Source organism: Bacillus cereus group sp. N11, assembly GCF_016483605.1.
Lineage (GTDB): Bacteria > Bacillota > Bacilli > Bacillales > Bacillaceae_G > Bacillus_A > Bacillus_A toyonensis.
The window spans coordinates 176,068-199,006 of sequence record NZ_JAEHBN010000006.1 but is presented as its reverse complement, the minus strand read 5'-3'; the positions used below and the strand labels follow the sequence as shown (position 1 = coordinate 199,006).

Below are 22,939 nucleotides of genomic sequence, written 5' to 3'. Positions count from 1 at the left end.
CATTCAAATCGAGCCGCTTCCGCTTTTATTAATTACTCAGAAGCTACGAATACTTTTTTAAATCCGTTAATTGCTGCTGCAAATTTGTCGTCATCCGCAAGTTTCTTAGTTGTGCGGATTTCGCTTAATAAGTCAGCTGCATTTGAATCTAACCAAGCATGGAATTCTTCTTCGAAACGAGTGATATCGACTACTGGGATATCATCTAGGAATCCACGTGTTAAAGCGTAAAGAATGATAACTTGTTTCTCTACACGTAACGGTTTGTGTAATCCTTGTTTTAATACCTCAACTGTACGAGCACCACGGTTTAGTTTCGCTTGTGTTGCTTTATCAAGGTCAGAACCGAACTGAGCGAACGCTTCTAACTCACGGTAAGATGCAAGGTCAAGACGAAGTGTACCTGATACTTTACTCATTGCTTTAATCTGAGCAGATCCACCTACACGTGATACAGAAGTACCCGCATCGATCGCTGGACGTACGCCAGAGAAGAATAGGTCAGATTGTAAGAAGATTTGTCCATCCGTAATCGAGATTACGTTTGTTGGGATGTAAGCTGATACGTCCCCTGCTTGTGTTTCGATGAAAGGTAGTGCAGTTAAAGAACCGCCGCCTCTTGCATCACTTAATTTTGCTGCACGCTCTAATAAGCGAGAATGTAAGTAGAATACATCCCCTGGATATGCTTCACGACCTGGAGGACGACGTAATAGTAATGAAAGCTCACGGTAAGCCGCTGCTTGTTTTGATAAGTCATCATATACTACTAATACGTGTTTACCATTGTACATGAACTCTTCACCCATTGTTACACCAGCGTAAGGAGCTAAGTATAATAATGGAGCTGGTTGAGAAGCTGATGCAGTTACAACGATTGTGTAATCTAATGCACCGTGCTTACGTAGTGTTTCTACTACGTTACGTACAGTTGATTCTTTTTGTCCGATAGCTACATAGATACAAATCATATCTTCATCTTTTTGATTAATGATTGTATCAAGTGCAACTGCTGTTTTACCTGTTTGACGGTCACCGATGATTAACTCACGTTGACCACGGCCAATTGGTACAAGAGCATCAATCGCTTTAATACCTGTTTGAAGTGGCTCATGAACAGATTTACGATCCATTACACCTGGTGCTGGACTTTCGATTGGACGAGTGTTTGTTGTATTGATTGGGCCTAAACCATCAACTGGTTGACCTAATGGGTTTACAACACGACCGATTAGTTCTTTCCCTACTGGTACTTGCATGATGCGACCAGTACGACGAACTTCGTCACCTTCACGGATTTCTGTGTAAGGTCCTAAAATAATGATACCTACATTGTTTTCTTCTAAGTTTTGTGCTAGCCCCATAACGCCGTTAGAGAACTCTACAAGTTCACCAGCCATAACGTTATCAAGACCATGAGCACGCGCGATACCGTCACCAACTTGGATAACTGTACCAACATCACTAACTTCGATTTCAGACTGATAGTTCTCGATTTGTTGCTTTATCAGTGCGCTAATTTCTTCAGCTCTGATGCTCATGTGCTTCACCCCTATCTATTCTTCATTAATTCACGTTGAATACGTGCTAATTTTCCTTGTAAACTTCCATCATAAATGCGATTTCCAATACGTACTTTAATGCCGCCTAGTAAATCTTCATCTACAACATTTTTCACGCGAATTGCATCTTTTCCCGTTCTCTTTGCAAATGCTTCTGCAACGTTAAGCTTCTCTTCTTCAGATAGAAGACGAGTAGAATACACAGTTGCATCCGCTACGTTACGTTCTTCATTAGCAAGAACAACATATTCATCTGCAATTTCAGGTAAGATTTCAATGCGCTTGTTATCAATTAAAATATATAACGTATTTAAAATAGATTCAGAAACAGATCCGAATACGTTTGCAAGAAACGTTTTCTTCTGCTCTTTTGAAATGTTCGGTTGCGTTAAAAAGCTATGTAGTTCTCCGTTCTTTACATAAACGTTTTGTACAAGGCGTAATTCCTCTTCAAACATTTCTAATACGTGTTTTTCTTTTGCAATTTTAAAAAGAGCGACAGCATAACGTTTTGCTACAATCCCATTGCTCATCGCGCTTCTCCTACTTCTTTAATATAATCGCGAATTAACTTCACTTGATCTTCTTCTTTTAACTCTTTTTCAATTACTTTAGAAGCAATTTGAACAGATAAAGAAGCGACTTGTTCTTGTAAAGCAGCAATCGCTTGCTCTTTTTCGCGTTGAATTTCTTGTACAGCAGATGCTTTAATTGATTCTGCTTCTTCTTTCGCAGCAGCAACAATCACATCTTTTTGATCTACAGCTTGTTTTTTCGCTCTTTCGATTAACTCTTGTGCTTCAACACGCGATTGTTTTAACATTTCACGTTGTTCTTCTACTAATTTCTTCGCTTCAGCGTTACTTCTTTCTGCAGCGTCGATTTCACTAGTAACATGCTCTTCACGTTCTTTCATAATTCCCATTAAAGGACCCCACGCAAATTTGCGTAGCATTACTAATAGAAGTAAGAAAATGAACAATGTATAAGCAATCGTTCCAAATGGAATGGCAGCCCCTAATAATAAAGTTGGCACAAGGATTCACTCCCTTCAAAATATCTAAATTGATCATATGAAAAAAAAAGACATACGTTTCGTTCATAAAGCAATGGCGAAGAAAGTTCAAAAAACACTCTTCGCCATCTATGTAAGGGGAGTCTCCCTTATTTGTTCATTACGATGAAAGCAATAACTACACCGATGATTGGAAGTGCCTCAACTAAAGCAACCCCGATGAACATAATTGTTTGAAGTGCGCCTTTTAATTCTGGTTGACGAGCAACACCTTCGATTGTACGTGATACGATAAGACCGTTACCAATACCTGCACCTAATGCTGATAAACCAATTGCAATTGCAGCTGCGATTACACCTAAACTCATTTAATTTGTCCTCCTTTGTATTATAAAAAAATAAATTTTTTCTTACTTAAATTATATTAATGGTCATGGCTTACTTTATGAGCCATATAAACCATCGTTAACATAACGAAAATAAATGACTGGATTGATCCAACGAATACACTGAATCCCATCCATGCTAACATCGGTACAAGCGCACCTAATGCTCCAAGAACTGATGCTCCGCCTAACTTAGCAAGTAATCCTAACAGGATTTCACCTGCATAAATGTTACCGAACAAACGAAGACCTAACGTTAATGTGTTAGCAAACTCCTCAATAACCTTTAATGGGAATAAGAATTTCATAGGTTGGAAATAACCTTTAACGTATTCTTTCGTACCCTTCATCTTAATTCCATAATAATGGGTGAGGGTAACTACCATCACGGCTAATGTTAATGTAACTGCTGGATCAGACGTTGGTGATCTCCACCATGCAATATGTTCGCCAGCCTCAACTGTTGAATACATGAATGGTAAACCAAGGAAGTTCGATACGATGATAAACATGATAAGCGTAACGCCAAGCGTTAAGAAACGTCCACCTGTTTTCCAGTCCATCGTACTATTGATAATCCCTTTCACGAAGTCAAACACCCATTCCATGAAATTTTGCATTCCTGTTGGGCGAAGAGCTAAGCTGCGAGTTCCTATAACTGCGATTAAGAAAACAATAACTGCTGCTACAGTAACCATCATAACTGATGACAAATCGAACGTTAAACCTAGAAATTCAACTAATTTACCGTGTTCCACTAGTAATTCACCTCTCTTCCCTGCTCTTATACTCTAAATAAAGAAAATCTATGATCATGACAAGATATCCTGTCAGCAATCCTACACCTAAGCCCCACATCGCAATTAACTCTTGATATTTGGCTGCAAATAAAATTAATAACCCAATCGTCGCGAATCTCGAATATGTACTTACCGCTGTTGCCTTAAACTTCACGTTTTCTCCATTCGTTACGCGATCTAACAGCTTGTCTGTTCTACGTGCAATGATGCGCAAACTAAGAAAACTGAAAATCGTTCCGATAATCAGCCCAAGAAATACATCCTTGTAAGAGGTGAATCCCCATCCTAGCACTAGAAGCGCAAGCAAGTAGTACATATATTTCTTTTGTCTTTGGACAAGTCCATGTACGTCTATCATCATTGCTCTCCCGAATAGTAATGTCGAATGAGTCGAATCATTGCGTATACCCCTGTTCCTAATCCTAGTAATAAACCTATAATAAGAAACAATGGAAACGTTCCAACCTTATTATCAATCCACTGCCCACCAAAGATTCCAATAAGAATAGAACCGACTAATTGAGCAAGAATTCCTGACATTAAAGCATAAGCTTTTATATGGCTGCGGTCGTTTTTTTGCAAGGATTCATCCCTCCAATATGTAACCCTCATTCACGATGTGTTAATAATAACTCATTTTTTTGCATAAATCCTATACAAAATAAAAAGTTTACATTTTCGTCACGGAATAGATGTATTTTTGTCACTGAAAGCCCTACCATCTATCCCCGTTGTTAGCATACAATAGGGTATTAACAGTGTCAACGAGAAATCGTAAAAAATCAAAAAATTTGAGTATTAGGCATTTCCTCCCAAAAATGAAAACGTTCCCCTTCTAAATACTGGTTAGAGATATGCAATTTCTAACAGTTTTCTCTTTATAATAGAAGGAAATGTTCACAAGTTTGTCACTATTATATTTTTAAGATATAACGCTTTCCTTCCATAATATAGTGCTCCTTAGACGTAAGACTTCTATATTATATGTGTTGTGTATGCAACTTATGTTGTATACACGTTGCATATTTATCCCCCTCCCCTACCTGCATACCCGGGACAAAAAAAGACGAGTAGGGAATCCCCTCTCGTCAGTTGTCTTACTTCGTTCCGAATAAACGGTCACCAGCATCACCAAGACCTGGCACTACATAACCGTGGTCATTTAACTTTTCATCTAATGCTGCTACATAAATATCAACATCAGGATGCTCTTCTTGTACTACTTTTACTCCTTCTGGAGCAGCTACGATACACATTAATTTAATTTGTTTCGCACCGCGTTTTTTCAGAGAGTTAATTGCTTCAGCTGCAGAACCACCTGTTGCTAGCATCGGATCTAGTACGATAAAGTCACGCTCTTCTACATCCGTTGGAAGTTTCACATAGTATTCTACCGGTTGCAATGTTTCAGGGTCACGGTATAAACCAACGTGTCCTACTTTTGCTGCTGGAATTAATTTCAGAATTCCATCAACCATTCCTAAACCTGCACGTAAAATCGGAATTAAACCAAGTTTTTTACCAGCGATCACTTTTGTTGTCGCTTTACTTACAGGCGTTTCAATTTCAATGTCTTTAAGTGGAAGGTCGCGAGTAATTTCGAAAGCCATTAAGCTTGCTACTTCGTCCACTAATTCACGAAAATCTTTCGTACCTGTATTCTTATCGCGAATATATGTAATCTTATGTTGAATTAACGGGTGATCAAATACATACAGTTTTCCCATGTGAATCTCTCCTTTAGATGATATTCATGCGTTTGCACGCTTTTTTACACTATTTACGATTGTAAAGAAAACGCTACTAATATTCAAGGGCAAATTTGGCAAAATCATGATTTTACGATGAATCTATCTAGTATCTTTACCAATAATGGAAGCTGTATCCTTCATTATATCGCCAAAATTTATTCATCATTTGTATACATACTTTAAAAACAATATATGTCCTCAAAAAAAACTGCTAAAACAAGTACGTTTCAGCAGTCTTTTTCAATCTATTATAGATCTGTATACATTGGGAATTTGCTCGTTAACGCTTCTACACGCTTACGTGCTTCTTCTAATGCAGCTTCATTTTCATGATTTTTTAATGTATAAGCAATAAGTGCAGCAATTTCATCCATGTCTTCTAAACCGAAACCACGAGATGTTACAGCTGCCGTACCGATACGTACGCCACTTGTTACAAATGGGCTTGCTGTTTCAAATGGGATTGTATTTTTGTTCACTGTAATACCAACTTCATCTAATACGTGCTCTGCTACTTTACCTGTGATTTCTAAGTTACGAACATCAATCAAGATTAAGTGATTGTCTGTTCCACCAGAAACAAGTGTAAGTCCTTCTTTTTGAAGGCCTTCAGCTAAGCGGTTCGCATTATTAATGATATTTTGTGCATATGTTTTAAAGTCATCTTGAAGCACCTCACCAAATGCAACAGCTTTTGCAGCGATTACATGCATAAGTGGGCCACCTTGAATACCAGGGAAGATTGATTTATCAATTTGTTTTGCAAATTGCTCTTCACATAAAATCATACCACCACGCGGGCCACGTAATGTTTTATGTGTTGTTGTTGTAACGAAATGTGCATGTGGTACTGGGTTTGGATGTAAACCAGCAGCTACTAAACCAGCGATATGTGCCATATCAACCATTAAGTATGCGCCCACTTCATCCGCAATCTCACGGAATCGTTTGAAATCGATAACACGAGGGTATGCACTTGCACCTGCTACGATTAATTTTGGTTTATGTTCTTTCGCTTTTGCTAATACATCATCGTAATTAATACGGTGAGAGTCAGCATCCACGCCATATTCTACGAAATTATATTGTACTCCACTGAAGTTAACAGGGCTTCCGTGTGTTAAGTGACCACCATGAGATAAATTCATACCAAGTACTGTATCACCTTGCTCTAGAATTGTGAAATATACTGCCATGTTCGCTTGTGCACCAGAATGTGGTTGAACATTTACGTGCTCTGCACCGAAAATTTCTTTTACGCGATCACGTGCGATATCTTCTACTACGTCTACGTGTTCACAACCACCGTAGTAACGTTTTCCAGGATATCCTTCAGCATACTTATTCGTTAAAACAGAACCTTGCGCCTCCATTACTGCTTCACTTACGAAGTTCTCCGAAGCGATTAACTCAATCTTTGAACGCTGTCTTCCTAGTTCTGCCTCAATTGCAGCAAATACCTTTTCATCTTGACGTTTTAAATGATCCACCAAAATCCCCCTTTTCTGAACGAATTACATCAATTCCCAACAGTTTTTTCTTATTTATTCAGAAAAAACGAAAATTCAGGTTGTAATTCTTTCGAACCTTCATGTTTTCAACTACATTCTAACATGACTTTCTATATCATAAAAGAAAAAAAAGACCGAAAATCGGTCTTTTCTTTCTTCTATTATAAAGTCAGACAACATACCTTTTATCCTATGATAAAAAGCTGCTATATGACTTCCTCATTTTTCGCATTTAACGGCAAGTAATCGTTTCTTCCTCCGCTGCATAAACAGCACGTGCTCCACCTATTAGTTTTCCACGTGTTTTCGCCATCGTTACATGTGCATTTCCAATTTCCTTCACACTTGTACGAACTGGAACAGCTACATGCTTTAAATGCATACCAATAAATGTATCACCAATATCCATTCCAGCATCCGCTTTAATAAATTCAACTACTACCGGATCTTTCAAATTGTGATACGCATATGTCCCCAATGCACCACCTGCTGATCTAACAGGCGTAACTGTTACAATTTCAAATTGATATTTTATCGCTACTTCTCTCTCAACTACTAAAGCACGGTTTAAATGCTCACAACATTGGAACGCTAACTCAATACCTGTTTGCTCTTGAAATTGTTTTAACTCAGAAAAAATCGCCTCTGCTACTTCCATCGTTCCTGATGTTCCAATTCTTTCTCCTAGCACTTCGCTCGTGCTACACCCCACTACAAAAATTTGACCACTTTGCAATGAAGCTTGTTCTTGGAAATCAGAAAGCGATATTTGTAGCTGTTCTCTTACCTTTACGATTTCTGTCATTACGCCTCTTCCTTTCACAGGTTGGTTCACCAAATTATATTTCACACTACTGATAGTTAGAATCTATTACTTTGTTTCGTATGTTTTAATTTTTCCTACGCGGTTTTCGTGACGGCCACCTTCATAGTCAGTTGTTAACCAAATTTTTGCGATATCACGCGCTAGACCAGCACCAATTACACGCTCGCCCATCGCTAGCATGTTAGTGTCATTATGCTCTCTCGTTGCTTTCGCACTGAAAGTATCATGAACTAACGCACAACGAATACCGTTTACTTTGTTTGCCGCGATTGACATACCGATGCCTGTCCCACAAACTAAAATACCACGATCCACTTCACCATTTGCTACCATTTCCGCTGCTGGAAATGCAAAATCAGGGTAATCAACAGAACCAGCTTCACATTCACAACCTAAATCAATATATTCAATATTTAATTCTTCTAATAAACTTACAAGTTCTTTACGGATATTCATACCGCCGTGATCAGATGCTATTACTACTTTCATTTTTACCCCTCCAAAGTTTCAACCAATTATCTTCATTTCACACTCGCTACCTCAATAGGACGAAGTGATCTCCAATATCGTATTATACACGAAACATCAACCCTCTGAATGTTTTTTCAGTAAAGTTTGTACAAGTTTTTCCATCTCATCTAACGTTTCTTTATAAATAGAAAGCGATCCTCCAAAAGGATCTGAAATGTCTTTACCTATACCTTCAGTTAGTCCATATAATGTATTCAACTTCTTTTCAACACTCGGATAGTGACCAAGTACAATTTGCTTATGATTTTCTGTCATCGTTACGACAATATCAGCCCAATCAAGCAAAGCTTCATTTACCTGCTGCGCGGCATGATCGATTGAAATTCCTTTTTCAGCTAAAGCTTCCTTCGCATATATCGATGCATCGCTTCCAGGATAGGCGAAAACACCAGCAGATTGCACTTCAAACTTATCTCCTCCATGATGACGAAGTAACGCCTCAGCCATCGGACTACGACATGTATTGCCAGTGCAAACAAATAACACTCGTTTCATCCAAACCCACCCCTTATATTGTATCTTTTCCCTTTAATAATAGCTTACATTAGGATGGAACAAAAGAAATGTGAATATACAAAAGGCGCATTTTTCTAAGAAAAATGCGCCTATCCACATATATGTGAAACCCTATTTCCAAGTGCCTAGAGTATTTTAACATACCTACTAAACATACAACAAAAAATAAGGAATCCATTTCATATGAAACGGATTCCTTTTATACAACAATTATTTCATTGTAACTTTCATTACTTCTGTTGAACCTTTTGTAGCTGTTACACCTACAGTTGTCTTAATAGAATCAGCTGCATCTGTGTTTGTAATAACGATTGGAGTAATTGTGCTTTTCGCTTTTTCACGGATTAATTCTAAGTCGAATGAGATTAATTTATCTCCAGCTTTTACAGCTTGTCCTTCAGAAACGTGAGCTTCGAAACCTTCGCCTTCCATTTTTACAGTTTCTAATCCAACGTGGATTAAAATTTCTGTACCGTTTTTCGCTTTAATTCCGATAGCATGTTTCGTGTGGAATAATTGTACGATTTCACCATCAACTGGAGATACAACTACACCTTCAGTAGGATCGATTGCAACACCGTCACCCATCATACGACCAGCGAATACTGGATCTGGTACTTCTTCAATATTTTTCACTGCTCCAGTTAATGGAGCTACAATTGTTTCTTCATTTGTTTTTGAACCAAGACCGAATAATTTTTTAAACATAGGATAGTCCTCCTTATAATTTACCTAAAAGTTTATAGGGCAATCCCTAGTAAAGCTCGGGATACATGTAAGACTTCATACTTCGAATATTATACTGTAAAAACGCTTTCGAAATAAATTACGTCATTACTAATAGACTCTTATTGTAGCGCTTCACAAAATTCCAGTCAATTCTGATTGTCTGAATAACAATAAGAAGTTAACTTCTACTTATATTTTCTCTTTTTTCGACCAACTTGTCTAGAGGTCTTTACTACATTTTATTTTTTGTCGTTAATTTGTAAAATTTAATTCAAACTTTTTTCGAAATTCACTTGACTAAAGTAAGTAACTATTTTATTATTACTTACATAAGGTAAGTTAATAAACTTTCAGGAGGTTTTCAAAAATGATGGATTTCGGTCTTCTTATTATTCGTCTTATTATAGGAATTACATTCATGGGTCATGGTGCTCAAAAATTATTCGGTTGGTTCGGTGGTTATGGCTTAAAAGGAACAGGCGGTTGGATGGAATCAATCGGTTTACGCCCTGGTGTATTTATGGCATTTATGGCTGGTGCAACTGAATTACTAGGTGGTTTCTTATTCGCATCAGGTATTTTCACTGTAATTGGTTCATTATTTATCGTTGGAACAATGTTAATGGCAATCTTCACTGTTCACGGAAAAAATGGTTACTGGGTAACACAAGACGGATTTGAATATAATTTAATGTTAATCGCTGTCGCTGTTGGTGTCGCTTTAATCGGGCCTGGCGCATACGTTTTACTTTAATATTTATCTCAATTTCAAGATGTTTACTTAAAAAGAGATTACTTCAGTATAATTGAGGTAATCTCTTTTTTACATCATTAAAAAAATATTATTTCCAGCAGGAGTTTCCCACTAACATCTTGTAAACAAACAATAAGTCGTCATATTCAGAAGGGAGATTTTAAACATGTTATCAATTAATCCAAATGAACAAACGGAAAAAGAGAATTACAAATTATTAACGGGCAGCATTATTCCACGTCCCGTCGCATTCGTTACTTCTATAACAAAAGACGGTGTATTAAATGGAGCGCCTTATAGTTATTTCAATATTGTTGCTGCTAATCCACCACTTATTTCAGTTTCTGTACAACGAAAAGCAGGAACACCGAAAGATACTTCCCGAAACGCAATGGAACAAGGAGAGTTTGTTGTACATATTTCTGACGAATCTTACATAGAAGCGATTAACGAAACAGCAGCTAACCTTCCGCCAAACGAGAGTGAAATCGAACTAGCAAAACTAACACCAATTAAAAGTGACGTCATCTCTGTTCCAGGTGTGAAAGAAGCGAACATTCGAATGGAATGCGTACTAGAACGCGCAATCCCTCTTGGCGGAACGGAAGACTCACCAGCTTGCGATCTACTAATCGGACGCATCGTTCGTTTCCACATCGCAGAACACCTATACGAAAAAGGCCGCATTCACGCAGAAGGACTAAAACCAGTAAGCCGTCTAGCAGGACACAACTATGCAAAATTAGGAGAACAATTTGAATTGGTTAGGCCAATTTAAAAGTGGAAGCGGCTCGCTCAGAATGGGAGGGGGATGGAGCTTCTGACGTAGAGGCGCTTTTTGCCTCGCAGGAAGACGCGAAGCCACCGACCATTCTAGCCGCTGGAACTGGATAATATTTTAAAAGCGGAGGCGGCTCATTCAGAATCGCAGAGCATTGGAGCTCTCGACCTTGAAGCGCTTTTTGCTTCATGCGAGAGAGCGAAATGACCGGAGATTCTAGCCGCTGGAGCTGGATATATTTTAAAGTGGAAGCGGCTCGTTCAGAATGGGAGGGGGATGGAGCTTCTGACGTAGAGGCGCTTTTTGCCTCGTAGGAAGACGCGAAGCCACCGACCATTCTAGCCGCTGGAGCTGGATATATTTTAAAGCGAAGGTAACTTAATTACTTCCATCACTCAAAAATAAAATCCCCCGCTAAGAAGCGGGGGATTTTATCATTGTAATTCTTCCTTCTTTTCCTCTAAAGTAGGCAATTTCTCTTTTTTCGGTTTCCCAAGCTTAATTACTAAGAAATATAGGGAAAGCAATGTAATAAGAAAAACAATTAAAAACGGGTATGGAGAATAAAAAGTACGCGCTGCCTCAGTCTTTCCGGCAACAAACTTCAATGACTCAATATCTAAAAACTCAGCAAACATTTGTACACCGAGCATACTAAACCAAAAAACAAAAAAACTAATAATAATACCAAAAACTTGCTTCAATCTCGTCATTCATCTCATCCTTTCTATATCTGTAATTTTTAGTGCAATAAATATAGTACAAACAAAATATGCACAGAAAGGAACCATCTCACCATTCACGAATTAACTTAATCCAACCTAACATCGAAATTTGCAAAATAATACCCCAAATTATAAGTCTTCTTAGCCATCGAGGAAAGAAGGTTAAAAACTTAACATACCATTCCAATAGCGTGTTCATAATTCCCTCCTACATAAAATTATATAGGAAAAAGGATATATAATCCAAATCCAACCAGAATGATACCACCTACTATCTCACCATATGTACCGAGTATACTTTTCGCATGTCTACCAATTAATAAACCAAACCACGCTAATAACATACTAATAAATCCAAAAAGTAATATTGTAATAATCGTCTGTGCTCCGTAAATACCAAGACTAAGGCCTACCGAAAAGCTATCTATACTGACGCCAAATGCAAATACAAATAAACTAATTCCAATAGGAGCAGTTCTAGTCTCTTCGTTTTCTAAAATAGACGAATATACGATATAAAACCCTAGACCAATTAATAAAATAGCACCTGCAAAATGTGCAATGTCCCCATACTTCTCTGATAAAAAACGACCTAATACCATTCCTATAAATGGCATGATAATATGAAAAATCCCTATCGTCATACCGATATACAGGATTTGTCTTAACTTTAAGGTCATCATCCCCATACCAAGACTCACCGAGAACGCATCCATCCCTAAGGCGAATGCCATAATTATTAAAGGTATTAGCTGTTCAAACGTCATTCATGTCCCTCCTCGGACGTGCTACTTCAAAATATGCTTATCCGAGGAGAAATATTCTGTTTGCTAATCGTACCTTATCATTCAGTAATAATATGATGTCCTGCCGCTTTTGTTAAGCGATTCATAATTGCATTCCCTATTCCGTCATTCGGGAACGACTCACTAAAAATAACATCCACTTCACTTGCATCAAACGTTCTAAGTACATCATATAATTTGGTCGCAACGCTAGCTAAATCACTTCGCATACCACAAGATAATACGACATCTGCACTATATACATGCTGATACTCTTCTGTCGTTAATACACCTACTTTAAATCCTTCTTCCTTCTTCTTATCCACAAGACGCTGAATAAACTCACGTGATCCTTCAACAATACTAAGTGGCGCTTTCGGTGCATAATGTGTATATTTCATTCCAGGTGATTTCGGTTTTTCCTTCTCATCCTTTAAAGCTGGATCTAAAGAAACAGTACCTATTACTGCTTCCAATTGTTCTTTCGTAATCCCGCCTGGACGTAAAATTGTTGGAATCTCACTTGTACAATCGATTACAGTTGATTCAACGCCTACTCCCGTTGCCCCACCATCAACAATACCTGCAATCTTTCCATTCAAATCTTCATATACGTGAGAAGCTAACGTCGGGCTTGGACGCCCTGAACGATTCGCACTCGGTGCTGCAACCGGTACATTCGCCTCCTCAATAAGAGCGAGCGCTACTGGATGATCCGGCATTCTTACTCCAACCGTATTAAGACCTGCCGTCACCTTCTCAGAAATACCTTCTTTTCTTGGCAAAATAATCGTTAATGGTCCTGGCCAAAAGTGTTCCATTAACTTCTCCGCAACCGGTGGAATTTCATTTACAATCCCATCTAACTGAGATTTTGTACCTATGTGAACAATAAGTGGATTATCACTTGGTCTCCCTTTTGCTTCAAAAATTTTCGCAATTGCTTCATCATTCATCGCGTTTGCACCTAGCCCATATACCGTTTCCGTAGGGAAGGCAACCGCTTCGTTTTCTCTTAATAGTCTTGCTGCTTCTTGTAACTGTGGATAATATTTTTTTCTTTCCACAACATTATCCACAACCCACATATTTGTGTGCATTTTTTTCCACGTCCTTTTCTACCCTGAAATACTTGTCTATTTTTAGTTTACTATGAGATTTATCCAAAAGACAAACAAGGTTTATCCACAAAATGTGGATAAACCTAATTAATCCGTGGATAACTTTGTGAATAGCTGACAATTTAGTATTATTGCATTCGGCTCTTTTATATTTTTACAAAAGTGTTCTAGCTGTCGAATTCCCTCTGGCACTTTCTCTCTCTCTATAGTGACAAAGTCAAAAAACTGAAAGATTGTTATAGATTGTGGATGATTTGTTAGTAAGTACAATTGTCGAATATTTTTTTCTTTCATATACTGCAAAAACATTTCAAAAAAATATAAGAAAGTCTGTTTATCCACATGAGGTGTGAATAAACAAGAACGAATAAGTGCATTTTCTTCACTTTGTTCATATCCAATTACAGCTCGTATTTCTTCCGCCTCTTCCAAAATCATAAATTGTGCGTATAACTCATTTATTTTATCATCTTTTTTATTAGCTTGTCCGAAAAAAGAATGTAATCTTTCTACATCCTCTTTCGTAGCAAAATACACTTTCTTCATAATAAATCCCTCCTCATCTTTATATATGAGAAGGGACTTGTTAATAGTACTATTTAGAAAATAAAGATGTAAAAGCTTCTACAATAAATAATTTAACTTCTGGCTTTTTTTCTTCCTCTTCCACTTGTACATACTCATTTTGTTTTTCTTGCTTTTTCTCCACAGGATTCTCCACTTTTTCCACTGTTTTTGTTTCTTCTTTACTTACAGGCTGTTCTTCTACTTTTATTTCACTTTTTACTACTTTCTTTTCAGAAGCTGTTACCTTTTTTGCTACTTCCTGTTTTACAACTTTCTTTTCCTTCACCTTATCCTCTTCTATCTTTGGTGAATCGACTATATCCCCTTCAGCTTGTTCCACTTGATCTTCTTCAGGAGATTCAGCCTTCACAACATGCTCTTCTTTTCTTACAGCTGTACCACTTGAAAAATCTAAGAAACACATTGGAGGAAATAACACACACCACCAATTCGCCCCTTCACCTTTTCCAATTGTAATGAGTACCGCTTCATATTCTCCTGCTGGATAAATAAAATTCCCATATACCTTTGTAGGAAACTTTACATTCTTACCAAATTTCACTTGGAATGACTCTGTACTGCCTTCCTTTTTTAGCGTGTTTTTCACTGTTTTTTCGATTTCTGGAATATGACTTTGAATTACCTTTCGCGCCTCTTCAAATGACGTTAAATCTGCTACCCATCCATCAATTTGCGCTTTTACTTCATCGCGTACTTTACGCTTTAACGCCTGATCTTTATCTGAATCACTATTTGCTAAAATTCGTAATCGAACGGCCTCTTTCGGAATAACAGAAGGCCCTTTCGCATCAGCTTTCATATATCCAAACTGCACAAGTAACTGTGCACCAATTAATAATAGAAGAAGATAAGCAATAACTTGTTTTTTCATTTCCTCCACCGTCCCCTCTACAAACAGTGTGGACAGACTTTCATCTTTCTAAACTATTAAATTCAAAATCTATATGAATTTTCCCCACAAAAAAATAGAGTAAGGTGTGAACCTTACTCCATCTCTGCAAATACCATACGATCTTTTCCGTTAATATCAAAAACAACTTCAACATGAGCATGCGGAAAGGCTTGTTGTAACAATTCCTTTACATCCTCACCTTGCCCTACTCCAATTTCAAATGCCACAATTGCTTTCTTCTGCAACACGTTCGGCAATTCTTCCATAAAACGGCGATAGAAATCTAATCCATCTTCACCGCCAACAAGTGCTCTCTTTGGTTCATGCTCTTTCACAACAGGAGAAAGACCACGCCAATCCTCTTCTGGTATATATGGAGGGTTTGAAACGACAACATCTAACTTTTGATCTATTTTATAAAATGGTGACAATAAATCACCGTGATAGAACGTTACTTCTGCACCCAAAGATTTTGCATTTTCTTTTGCAACTTCAATCGATTCTCGTGCAATATCTACCGTATACACATGAAGATTTTTATTTTCTAAAGCGAGCGTAATAGAAATTGCTCCACTACCTGTACCAATATCCGCTACATGAAGTTTCTCATTACCAAAATGACGCTCAATTCGCTCTAGCACTCCTACTATAAGCTCTTCCGTTTCAGGCCTTGGTATTAATACCTCTTCATTCACAAAAAACGAGCGTCCATAAAACATTTCATAACCGAGCATATATTGGATTGGAATACCTTCCACGTGCTTGTGGATAAATTCTGCAAAACTTTTCTCTTGTTCCGCGGTTATCTCTTCACGCATATTCATGAGCATTCCTGTTCTGTTCGTCTTTAATACATGACAAAGGACAAGTTCTCCCGCATTTTCATCTCGTCCATTTTCCTGTAAAAAAGAAGAAGCCCATTTCAGGGCTTCATAGACACGCATTACTCAGCTGCCTCCATCTTTTGCGCCTGATCTTCCATCACTAAGGCATTGATGAAATCATCTAACTTACCTTGTAGGATTTGATCTAGCTTTTGAATCGTTAAGCCGATTCGATGGTCAGTTACACGGTTTTGCGGGAAGTTATACGTACGAATACGCTCTGAACGGTCTCCCGTACCAACAGCTTGTTTACGGTTTTGATCGTACTCAGCTTGCGCTTCTTGTCTGAATTTATCATAAACACGTGCACGTAATACTTTCATTGCTTTTTCTTTATTCTTAATCTGTGATTTCTCATCCTGACAAGATACAACTACACCAGTCGGTAAATGCGTTAAACGTACCGCTGACATCGTTGTATTAACGCTCTGTCCACCAGGACCACTAGAAGCAAATGTATCAACACGAACATCTTTTTCATGAATAGTAATTTCTACTTCTTCTGCCTCTGGTAATACAGCTACAGTTGCTGTAGATGTATGAATACGTCCACCAGATTCCGTTTCAGGAACACGTTGTACACGGTGAGCACCATTCTCGAATTTCAGCTTCGCGAAAGCACCTTTACCGTTAATCATAAAGATAATCTCTTTATATCCACCTAACTCTGTATAGCTCGCTTCGATAATTTCAGTTTTCCAACCTTGCACCTCAGCATAACGGCTATACATACGATATAAATCACCAGCAAATAAAGCTGCCTCATCACCACCAGCAGCACCACGAACCTCCACGATAACGTTTTTATCATCATTAGGGTCTTTTGGAACAAGTAAAATTTTCAGACGTTCTGATAATGTTTTCTCTTGTCCTTCTAATTCAGAGACTTCTTCCTTAACCATTTCACGCATATCAGCGTCTAACTTATCTTCTAACATTGCTTTTGCATCTCGTAATTGCTCACGAACATCTTTATACTCACGGTACACCTCTACCGTTTCTTGCATATCAGATTGTTCTTTTGAATACTCACGAAGCTTATTTGTATCGCTAATAACCTCTGGGTCACTTAACAATTCATTTAACTTCTCATAACGATCTTCTACAGCTTGCAAACGATCTAACACATCATTCACCTCTACATCCTAGTATCTAATACAAATAGTATATGGTACTTACTCAAAAAAACGCAAATTATATTTAAAAGCGCAAGCGGCTTGCACCACTCATTCTCTCTATTTTGAAAAAAACCCGCCCTACAAAGCGAGTTTTACTTATTTTTGTTTGCAGGAACTGCATGACAATGACGACAACGTGGTTCGTACGATTCTGAAGCTCCAACTAAAATAATCGGATCATTAAATGCCGCCGGCTCTCCATCAATTAATCGTTGTGTACGACTTGCCGGAGATCCACATGCAGAACATACTGCTTGCAGTTTTGTTACGTGTTCAGCAATCGCCATCAGCTGAGGAACTTGTCCAAATGGTAGACCACGGAAATCTTGGTCTAAACCAGCTACAATGACACGATAGCCACGATTTGCCAATACTTGCACCACTTCCACAATGTCCCCATCAAAAAATTGCACCTCATCGATTGCAATAACATCCAACTCTTCTGTAATATGTTCAAATATATCCTTTGAAGCTGAAACAGGAACTGCTTTTACCTTTAATCCGTTATGTGATACAACATCTTCTTCACTATAACGATTATCAATACATGGTTTAAATACAATTGCATGTTGTTTCGCAAATTGCGTGCGGCGCACACGGCGGATTAGCTCTTCTGATTTACCAGAAAACATACTACCACAAATCACTTCAATCCAGCCATTTTGATTTATTAAGTACATGAAGCTCTCCTTTCATCTACTTTTTAGTTAAAAGTAGGGTAAAGGTATAATATTTTCGCAAAAAAAACAGACAAGCGAATACATACACTTGCCTGTTTTATGTTTTTATTACTTGATACCGTATTTCTTATTGAAGCGATCAACGCGTCCGTCTGCAGTAGCAAACTTCTGACGTCCAGTGTAGAATGGGTGAGAATCAGAACTGATCTCAACTTTTAGTAATGGATAAGTGTTACCATCTTCCCACTCAACAGTTTCGCTAGAGCCTTTAGTAGACCCGCTTAAGAATTTGAAGCCTGTGTTTGTGTCCATGAATACAACTTTCTTGTAATCTGGGTGAATTCCTGCTTTCATTCTTTTCATCTCCTTCCGCCCTGAATCATTTTCGAAACAGAGTTTTTCATCTTCAGCTGCATACACAACTATATTGATGAAACACATATGATGAAATTATAACAAGGCTAACTTCATTTTGCAACTACCTGTTTTTGTCTTTTTAAATTAAAAGTGGAGACGGCTCGTTCAGCTCTGACTGGCTAAGGTTCTCTCGCACAAAAGGTGCTCTTTACCTTTAGTGCGGGAGGTTCTTAGACACGAAGAGCTAGCCGTCGGAACTAGATACAATTTAAAAGCATAAGCGGCTCGTTCAGAATCCAGGACACTTCAAACTCTCGACCTTGAAGCGCCTTTTGCTTCGAGAGAGTGAAATGACCGGAGATTCTAGCCGCTGGAGCTGGATATTATCTTAAAGTGGAGGTGGCTTGCTTAGCTCTGGCTAAGGTTCTTTCGCCCTAAAGGTGCTTTTTACCTTTCGGGCGGAAGGTTCTTAGATGCGAAGAGCTAGCCGCCAGAACTGGATACAATTTAAAAGCGCAAGCGGCTCGTTCAGCTCTGACTGGCTAAGGTTCTCCCACTTACTTCTCCCTTTAACATCACCTAAAAAACATAAAAAAACTCGCTTACTACGAAATAAGCGAGTCCCAATCTTTTCCCTTTACTTAGTTGTTACATACCTTTTCGAGTCTGCAACAATGTTTTGTAAAAATTCTTCATTTGTCTTTGTTTGACGAAGTTTACGTAAGAAACCTTCAACGAAGTCTGGTGTATCACGCATTGTTTTACGAATACCCCACAACTTGTCTAAATGCTCTTTCGGAATTAATAGATCTTCTTTACGCGTACCAGAGCGACGAATATCAATCGCTGGGAAGATACGACGCTCAGCTAATGAGCGATCTAAGTGAAGTTCCATATTTCCAGTTCCTTTAAATTCCTCGTAAATTACATCGTCCATACGAGACCCTGTATCAACGAGCGCTGTTGCTAAAATCGTTAAGCTACCGCCCTCTTCAATATTACGCGCAGCCCCAAAGAAACGCTTCGGTCTATGGAAAGCCGCTGGGTCGATACCACCCGATAATGTTCTACCACTTGGCGGAATAACGAGGTTGTAAGCTCGCGCTAAACGGGTAATACTATCCATTAAAATGATAACGTCTTTTTTGTGCTCTACAAGACGCATTGCACGTTCTAACACAAGTTCAGCTACTTTAATATGATTTTCTGGTACTTCATCAAAAGTAGAACTTACAACATCGCCCTTAACAGAACGTTCAATGTCTGTTACTTCCTCTGGACGCTCATCAATTAGAAGCACAATTAATTCTGCTTCTGGATGATTTGTTGTAACGCTGTGTGCAATTTCTTTTAATAGACTTGTTTTACCCGCCTTTGGAGGCGCAACAATTAAACCACGTTGTCCAAATCCAACTGGTGCGATTAAATCCATGATGCGTGTCGGTAACTTTTTCGGTTCCGTTTCCAATTTCATTTGGCGATCTGGGTATAATGGTGTTAATGCAGGGAAATGCACACGCTCTTTTGCTGACTCTGGATCATCTCCGTTTACAGCTTCAACTTGTAATAATCCAAAATAGCGTTCATTTTCTTTCGGAGGTCGTACTTTACCAGAAACCTTATCTCCATTACGTAAATCGAAACGACGAATTTGCGAAGCTGAGATATAAATATCTTCTGAGCTTGGAGAATAGTTGATAGGACGTAGGAATCCAAATCCTTCTGATTGAATAATTTCTAATACGCCTTCCATGAAAAAGAAACCTTCTTTTTCTGCTCGAGCTTTTAAAATGGCGAAGATTAATTCTTTTTTCGTTAATTTGCTATAATACGAAATCTTAAATTCTTTCGCAAGCTCGTATAACTCTTTTAATTTCATGTTTTCTAATGCTGCAATTGACAAATTCATTCAGACACCACACTTTAACGTTATTCTCTTTTCACATGGGTAAAGGGAAAAAATACGGAAGGCAAATAATTAATAATGAAAGGCAATAAGTTCAAGTAGGGTAATATTCACTATTGTAACCCTTTTATCTAGTTTTAATCAATACGTTGGGACACAAATACAATAAGCGAAGACAAGAAAATTTGTCTTCGCTTATTATTTAATCTAGTTTTAACAACTAGAATGGTCGGTAGCTTTGCTTCTTCCATTCTGAACGAGCCGCTTGCACTTTTTATTTAATAACCAAGTTCGGTTTTTTATTTAAACTATGGCGTCCGTCTACGAAACGTACTGTACCTGATTTTGCACGCATAACAAGAGATTGTGTTGTTCCAACGCTACCTTTAAATTGAACGCCTCGTAACAATTCTCCGTCTGTTACACCTGTTGCTGCAAAGATTGCATCGTCACCCTTTACTAAGTCTTCCATACGAAGGATACGATTTATATCTTCAATACCCATTTTTTTACAACGAGCTAATTCAGCTTCATTTTGAGGAAGAAGCTTTCCGTGGATTTCTCCACCTAAACATTTTAATGCGACAGCTGCTAATACTCCTTCAGGAGCCCCACCAGAACCGAATAAAATATCTACACCTGTACGGTCAAATGCTGTATTGATTGCTCCAGCTACATCTCCATCGTTAATCAATTTAATACGAGCACCAGCTTTACGAATTTCTTCGATAATTGCTTGATGACGTGGACGGTTTAAAACTGTTGCTACAACATCTTCAATATCCTTGTTTTTTGCTTTCGCAACTGCACGTAAGTTATCAATAATAGGGGCATCAATATCAACGGCTCCAACTGCTTCTGGACCAACCGCGATTTTATCCATGTACATGTCAGGAGCATGTAACAAATTACCATGATCTGCAATTGCAATAACGGCAAGTGCATTCCATCCGCCAGCTGCTACAATGTTTGTCCCTTCTAAAGGATCAACTGCAACGTCTACGCGCGGGCCATACCCTGTACCTAATTTCTCTCCGATATACAGCATTGGCGCTTCATCCATCTCACCTTCACCAATTACAACTGTACCTTTCATCGGAATTGTATCAAATACATCACGCATAGCAGACGTTGCTGCACCGTCTGCTTCATCCTTTTTCCCGCGTCCCATCCAACGCGCTGATGATAATGCTGCAGCCTCTGTTACACGTACTAACTCCATAGATAAACTTCTTTCCACGATAATCCCTCTCCTTTAAGCCTTTATATTTCTGCCGTATTTTGTGAACTTTATTTTTCTATAAAGTGTACTTCCGCAAATAGTGATACTTCGCTCCCCACTTGCGGAAGTATCACTTATGCGTTCTTCATCTCTTCAATTTCTTGCTCTGTCATTTGTTCTCGCCAAATGTTTGCACCAAGCCCTTTAAGCTTGTCTACTATATTTTCATAACCTCGATCAATATGCTCAAGTCCGGTTACTTCTGTAATTCCATCCGCCATTAATCCTGCAATAACAAGCGAAGCCCCAGCTCGTAAGTCACTCGCCTTTACTTTTGCACCTTGTAATAAAACAGGACCAGTTACAATTGCCGAACGACCTTCTACTTTAATTTGTGCATTCATACGACGTAATTCATCAATATGTTTGAAACGAGCGCCGTAAATTGTATCCGTTACAACTCCCGTCCCGTGCGCCTTTGTTAAAAGCGTCGTAAACGGCTGTTGTAAATCTGTTGCGAAACCTGGATATACAAGCGTTTTTATATCAACTACTTTTAACCTTCTATTACCGTTCACTGTAATTTGATCATCGTTCGTTTCAACTTGAACACCAGCTTCTCTTAGCTTTGCAGTAACTGACTCTAAATGCTGAGGAATAACATTATCAACTGTTACTTCTCCTCCTGATGCCGCTCCTAAAATCATATACGTACCAGCCTCAATACGATCTGGAATGATAGTATGGTGACAACCATGCAGTGAGTCCACACCATCAATTCGGATTACATCTGTACCAGCACCTTTAATGCGTGCTCCCATGCTTGTTAACAATGTAGCTACATCAATAATCTCGGGTTCTTTCGCTGCATTTTCAATAACAGTTCTACCTTTCGCTCGGACAGCTGCTAGCATAATATTAATCGTAGCCCCTACACTAACAACGTCTAAATAAATACGTGCCCCGCGCAATTCATCTGCTCTTAAATAGATAGCACCTTGTTCATTCGTAACATGTGCACCTAACGCTTCAAACCCTTTAATATGCTGATCAATCGGCCTCGGTCCTAAATGACATCCACCTGGAAGCCCAATAACAGCTTTTTTAAAACGACCAAGCATCGCACCCATTAAATAATAAGAAGCACGCAACTTTTTCACTTTTCCATTTGGTAAAGGCATCGCAACCATGTTAGAAGGATCGACTACCATCTCTTCCTCCTGCCCATATGTTACTTTCCCTCCAATTTCCTCTAGTAAGTCTCCTAACATTTTCACGTCCGAAATATTAGGAACTCCACCAATGGTTACTGGAGTATCTGCTAAAATTGTCGCTGGAATTAGTGCAACAGCGCTGTTTTTCGCACCACTCACTCGAATTGTTCCATTTAAAGCTCTTCCGCCTTCAATTAGCAATTTTTCCATATTGAGCTCCCTTCT

29 protein-coding genes are annotated in these 22,939 nt (G+C 38.5%); 2 read left to right on the top strand and 27 right to left on the bottom strand.

Going from position 1 to position 22,939, the window contains the following annotated elements; genetic code table 11:
• Positions 1 to 32: 32 nt before the first annotated feature.
• The 14 genes from atpA to JDS98_RS12230 all read right to left on the bottom strand — a co-directional run bounded on the left by atpA (position 33) and on the right by JDS98_RS12230 (position 9,606).
• Complete coding sequence (gene atpA, locus JDS98_RS12295) at positions 33 to 1,541, bottom strand: F0F1 ATP synthase subunit alpha (RefSeq protein ID WP_000027515.1); 1,509 nt, start codon at positions 1,539 to 1,541, stop codon at positions 33 to 35.
• A gap of 11 nt (positions 1,542 to 1,552) precedes the next feature.
• Positions 1,553 to 2,095 carry a F0F1 ATP synthase subunit delta gene (atpH, locus tag JDS98_RS12290; RefSeq protein WP_000064687.1) on the bottom strand — a complete coding sequence of 181 codons (543 nt, stop codon included), beginning with the start codon at positions 2,093 to 2,095 and terminating at the stop codon, positions 1,553 to 1,555.
• On the bottom strand, positions 2,092 to 2,598 hold the full coding sequence (gene atpF / locus JDS98_RS12285) for a F0F1 ATP synthase subunit B (protein ID WP_001142619.1): 507 nt from the start codon (positions 2,596 to 2,598) through the stop codon (positions 2,092 to 2,094). The genes atpH and atpF overlap by 4 nt, the downstream gene beginning before the upstream one ends.
• Before the next feature lie 128 nt (positions 2,599 to 2,726).
• Positions 2,727 to 2,945, bottom strand: a complete 219-nt coding sequence (atpE, locus tag JDS98_RS12280) for a F0F1 ATP synthase subunit C (protein WP_000052064.1) — start codon at positions 2,943 to 2,945, stop codon at positions 2,727 to 2,729.
• A 56-nt stretch (positions 2,946 to 3,001) separates the two neighbouring features.
• On the bottom strand, positions 3,002 to 3,721 hold the full coding sequence (gene atpB, locus JDS98_RS12275; protein ID WP_000399876.1) for a F0F1 ATP synthase subunit A: 720 nt from the start codon (positions 3,719 to 3,721) through the stop codon (positions 3,002 to 3,004).
• Between the two features lie 7 nt (positions 3,722 to 3,728).
• Positions 3,729 to 4,121, bottom strand: coding sequence for an ATP synthase subunit I (locus tag JDS98_RS12270; protein ID WP_000567600.1), 393 nt, complete (start codon positions 4,119 to 4,121; stop codon positions 3,729 to 3,731).
• Positions 4,121 to 4,345, bottom strand: a complete 225-nt coding sequence (locus JDS98_RS12265; RefSeq protein ID WP_001171219.1) for an AtpZ/AtpI family protein — start codon at positions 4,343 to 4,345, stop codon at positions 4,121 to 4,123. Before JDS98_RS12265 ends, JDS98_RS12270 begins: the two co-directional genes overlap by 1 nt.
• Before the next feature lie 26 nt (positions 4,346 to 4,371).
• On the bottom strand, positions 4,372 to 4,485 hold the full coding sequence (locus tag JDS98_RS12260; protein ID WP_000232961.1) for a DUF4024 domain-containing protein: 114 nt from the start codon (positions 4,483 to 4,485) through the stop codon (positions 4,372 to 4,374).
• A gap of 375 nt (positions 4,486 to 4,860) precedes the next feature.
• Positions 4,861 to 5,490, bottom strand: coding sequence for a uracil phosphoribosyltransferase (upp, locus tag JDS98_RS12255; protein WP_000517536.1), 630 nt, complete (start codon positions 5,488 to 5,490; stop codon positions 4,861 to 4,863).
• 272 nt (positions 5,491 to 5,762) lie between these two features.
• A complete protein-coding gene (gene glyA, locus JDS98_RS12250; RefSeq protein WP_000349812.1) occupies positions 5,763 to 7,004 on the bottom strand; it encodes a serine hydroxymethyltransferase in 1,242 nt (413 codons plus the stop codon).
• Positions 7,005 to 7,257: 253 nt separating this feature from the next.
• Positions 7,258 to 7,848, bottom strand: coding sequence for a TIGR01440 family protein (locus JDS98_RS12245; RefSeq protein ID WP_002045951.1), 591 nt, complete (start codon positions 7,846 to 7,848; stop codon positions 7,258 to 7,260).
• A gap of 48 nt (positions 7,849 to 7,896) precedes the next feature.
• Positions 7,897 to 8,340 (bottom strand): ribose 5-phosphate isomerase B, encoded by a 444-nt coding sequence (gene rpiB, locus JDS98_RS12240; protein WP_000869542.1) that lies wholly within the window; start codon positions 8,338 to 8,340, stop codon positions 7,897 to 7,899.
• 96 nt (positions 8,341 to 8,436) lie between these two features.
• Complete coding sequence (locus JDS98_RS12235) at positions 8,437 to 8,877, bottom strand: low molecular weight protein arginine phosphatase (RefSeq protein ID WP_000832365.1); 441 nt, start codon at positions 8,875 to 8,877, stop codon at positions 8,437 to 8,439.
• Between the two features lie 231 nt (positions 8,878 to 9,108).
• Positions 9,109 to 9,606 carry a PTS sugar transporter subunit IIA gene (locus JDS98_RS12230; protein ID WP_063222518.1) on the bottom strand — a complete coding sequence of 166 codons (498 nt, stop codon included), beginning with the start codon at positions 9,604 to 9,606 and terminating at the stop codon, positions 9,109 to 9,111.
• A gap of 388 nt (positions 9,607 to 9,994) precedes the next feature.
• On the opposite strand from JDS98_RS12230, the gene JDS98_RS12225 reads away from it, so the two are divergent.
• Complete coding sequence (locus JDS98_RS12225) at positions 9,995 to 10,381, top strand: DoxX family protein (protein WP_000968621.1); 387 nt, start codon at positions 9,995 to 9,997, stop codon at positions 10,379 to 10,381.
• A gap of 166 nt (positions 10,382 to 10,547) precedes the next feature.
• Positions 10,548 to 11,159 carry a flavin reductase family protein gene (locus JDS98_RS12220; protein ID WP_098912000.1) on the top strand — a complete coding sequence of 204 codons (612 nt, stop codon included), beginning with the start codon at positions 10,548 to 10,550 and terminating at the stop codon, positions 11,157 to 11,159.
• Between the two features lie 437 nt (positions 11,160 to 11,596).
• Here JDS98_RS12220 and JDS98_RS12215 read toward each other — a convergent pair whose 3' ends face one another.
• From JDS98_RS12215 to murA, 13 genes are all read right to left on the bottom strand, one after another.
• Positions 11,597 to 11,875, bottom strand: coding sequence for a DUF3935 domain-containing protein (locus tag JDS98_RS12215; RefSeq protein ID WP_097854372.1), 279 nt, complete (start codon positions 11,873 to 11,875; stop codon positions 11,597 to 11,599).
• Positions 11,876 to 11,954: 79 nt separating this feature from the next.
• On the bottom strand, positions 11,955 to 12,086 hold the full coding sequence (locus JDS98_RS30470) for a hypothetical protein (protein ID WP_001094286.1): 132 nt from the start codon (positions 12,084 to 12,086) through the stop codon (positions 11,955 to 11,957).
• A 19-nt stretch (positions 12,087 to 12,105) separates the two neighbouring features.
• Positions 12,106 to 12,654, bottom strand: a complete 549-nt coding sequence (locus tag JDS98_RS12210; RefSeq protein ID WP_097999790.1) for a manganese efflux pump MntP — start codon at positions 12,652 to 12,654, stop codon at positions 12,106 to 12,108.
• Between the two features lie 77 nt (positions 12,655 to 12,731).
• A complete protein-coding gene (locus JDS98_RS12205; protein ID WP_016107303.1) occupies positions 12,732 to 13,772 on the bottom strand; it encodes an L-threonylcarbamoyladenylate synthase in 1,041 nt (346 codons plus the stop codon).
• Between the two features lie 108 nt (positions 13,773 to 13,880).
• The gene (locus tag JDS98_RS12200; protein ID WP_000758449.1) at positions 13,881 to 14,339 is read right to left on the bottom strand and encodes a GNAT family N-acetyltransferase; all 459 of its coding nucleotides are present in this window, start codon (positions 14,337 to 14,339) and stop codon (positions 13,881 to 13,883) included.
• 49 nt (positions 14,340 to 14,388) lie between these two features.
• A complete protein-coding gene (gene spoIIR / locus JDS98_RS12195) occupies positions 14,389 to 15,252 on the bottom strand; it encodes a stage II sporulation protein R (RefSeq protein ID WP_000745083.1) in 864 nt (287 codons plus the stop codon).
• A 113-nt stretch (positions 15,253 to 15,365) separates the two neighbouring features.
• Complete coding sequence (gene prmC / locus JDS98_RS12190) at positions 15,366 to 16,217, bottom strand: peptide chain release factor N(5)-glutamine methyltransferase (RefSeq protein WP_001267071.1); 852 nt, start codon at positions 16,215 to 16,217, stop codon at positions 15,366 to 15,368.
• Complete coding sequence (prfA, locus tag JDS98_RS12185) at positions 16,217 to 17,284, bottom strand: peptide chain release factor 1 (RefSeq protein WP_000887062.1); 1,068 nt, start codon at positions 17,282 to 17,284, stop codon at positions 16,217 to 16,219. Before prfA ends, prmC begins: the two co-directional genes overlap by 1 nt.
• Before the next feature lie 143 nt (positions 17,285 to 17,427).
• Entirely contained in the window at positions 17,428 to 18,015 is a 588-nt protein-coding gene (locus JDS98_RS12180; RefSeq protein WP_000280853.1) for a thymidine kinase, read from the bottom strand.
• 108 nt (positions 18,016 to 18,123) lie between these two features.
• On the bottom strand, positions 18,124 to 18,369 hold the full coding sequence (locus JDS98_RS12175) for a type B 50S ribosomal protein L31 (RefSeq protein WP_000643435.1): 246 nt from the start codon (positions 18,367 to 18,369) through the stop codon (positions 18,124 to 18,126).
• A 640-nt stretch (positions 18,370 to 19,009) separates the two neighbouring features.
• Complete coding sequence (rho, locus tag JDS98_RS12170) at positions 19,010 to 20,281, bottom strand: transcription termination factor Rho (protein WP_001053898.1); 1,272 nt, start codon at positions 20,279 to 20,281, stop codon at positions 19,010 to 19,012.
• Positions 20,282 to 20,552: 271 nt separating this feature from the next.
• A complete protein-coding gene (gene glpX / locus JDS98_RS12165; protein WP_000442336.1) occupies positions 20,553 to 21,518 on the bottom strand; it encodes a class II fructose-bisphosphatase in 966 nt (321 codons plus the stop codon).
• Between the two features lie 116 nt (positions 21,519 to 21,634).
• Positions 21,635 to 22,924 (bottom strand): UDP-N-acetylglucosamine 1-carboxyvinyltransferase, encoded by a 1,290-nt coding sequence (gene murA / locus JDS98_RS12160; RefSeq protein WP_000413255.1) that lies wholly within the window; start codon positions 22,922 to 22,924, stop codon positions 21,635 to 21,637.
• Positions 22,925 to 22,939: the final 15 nt, after the last annotated feature.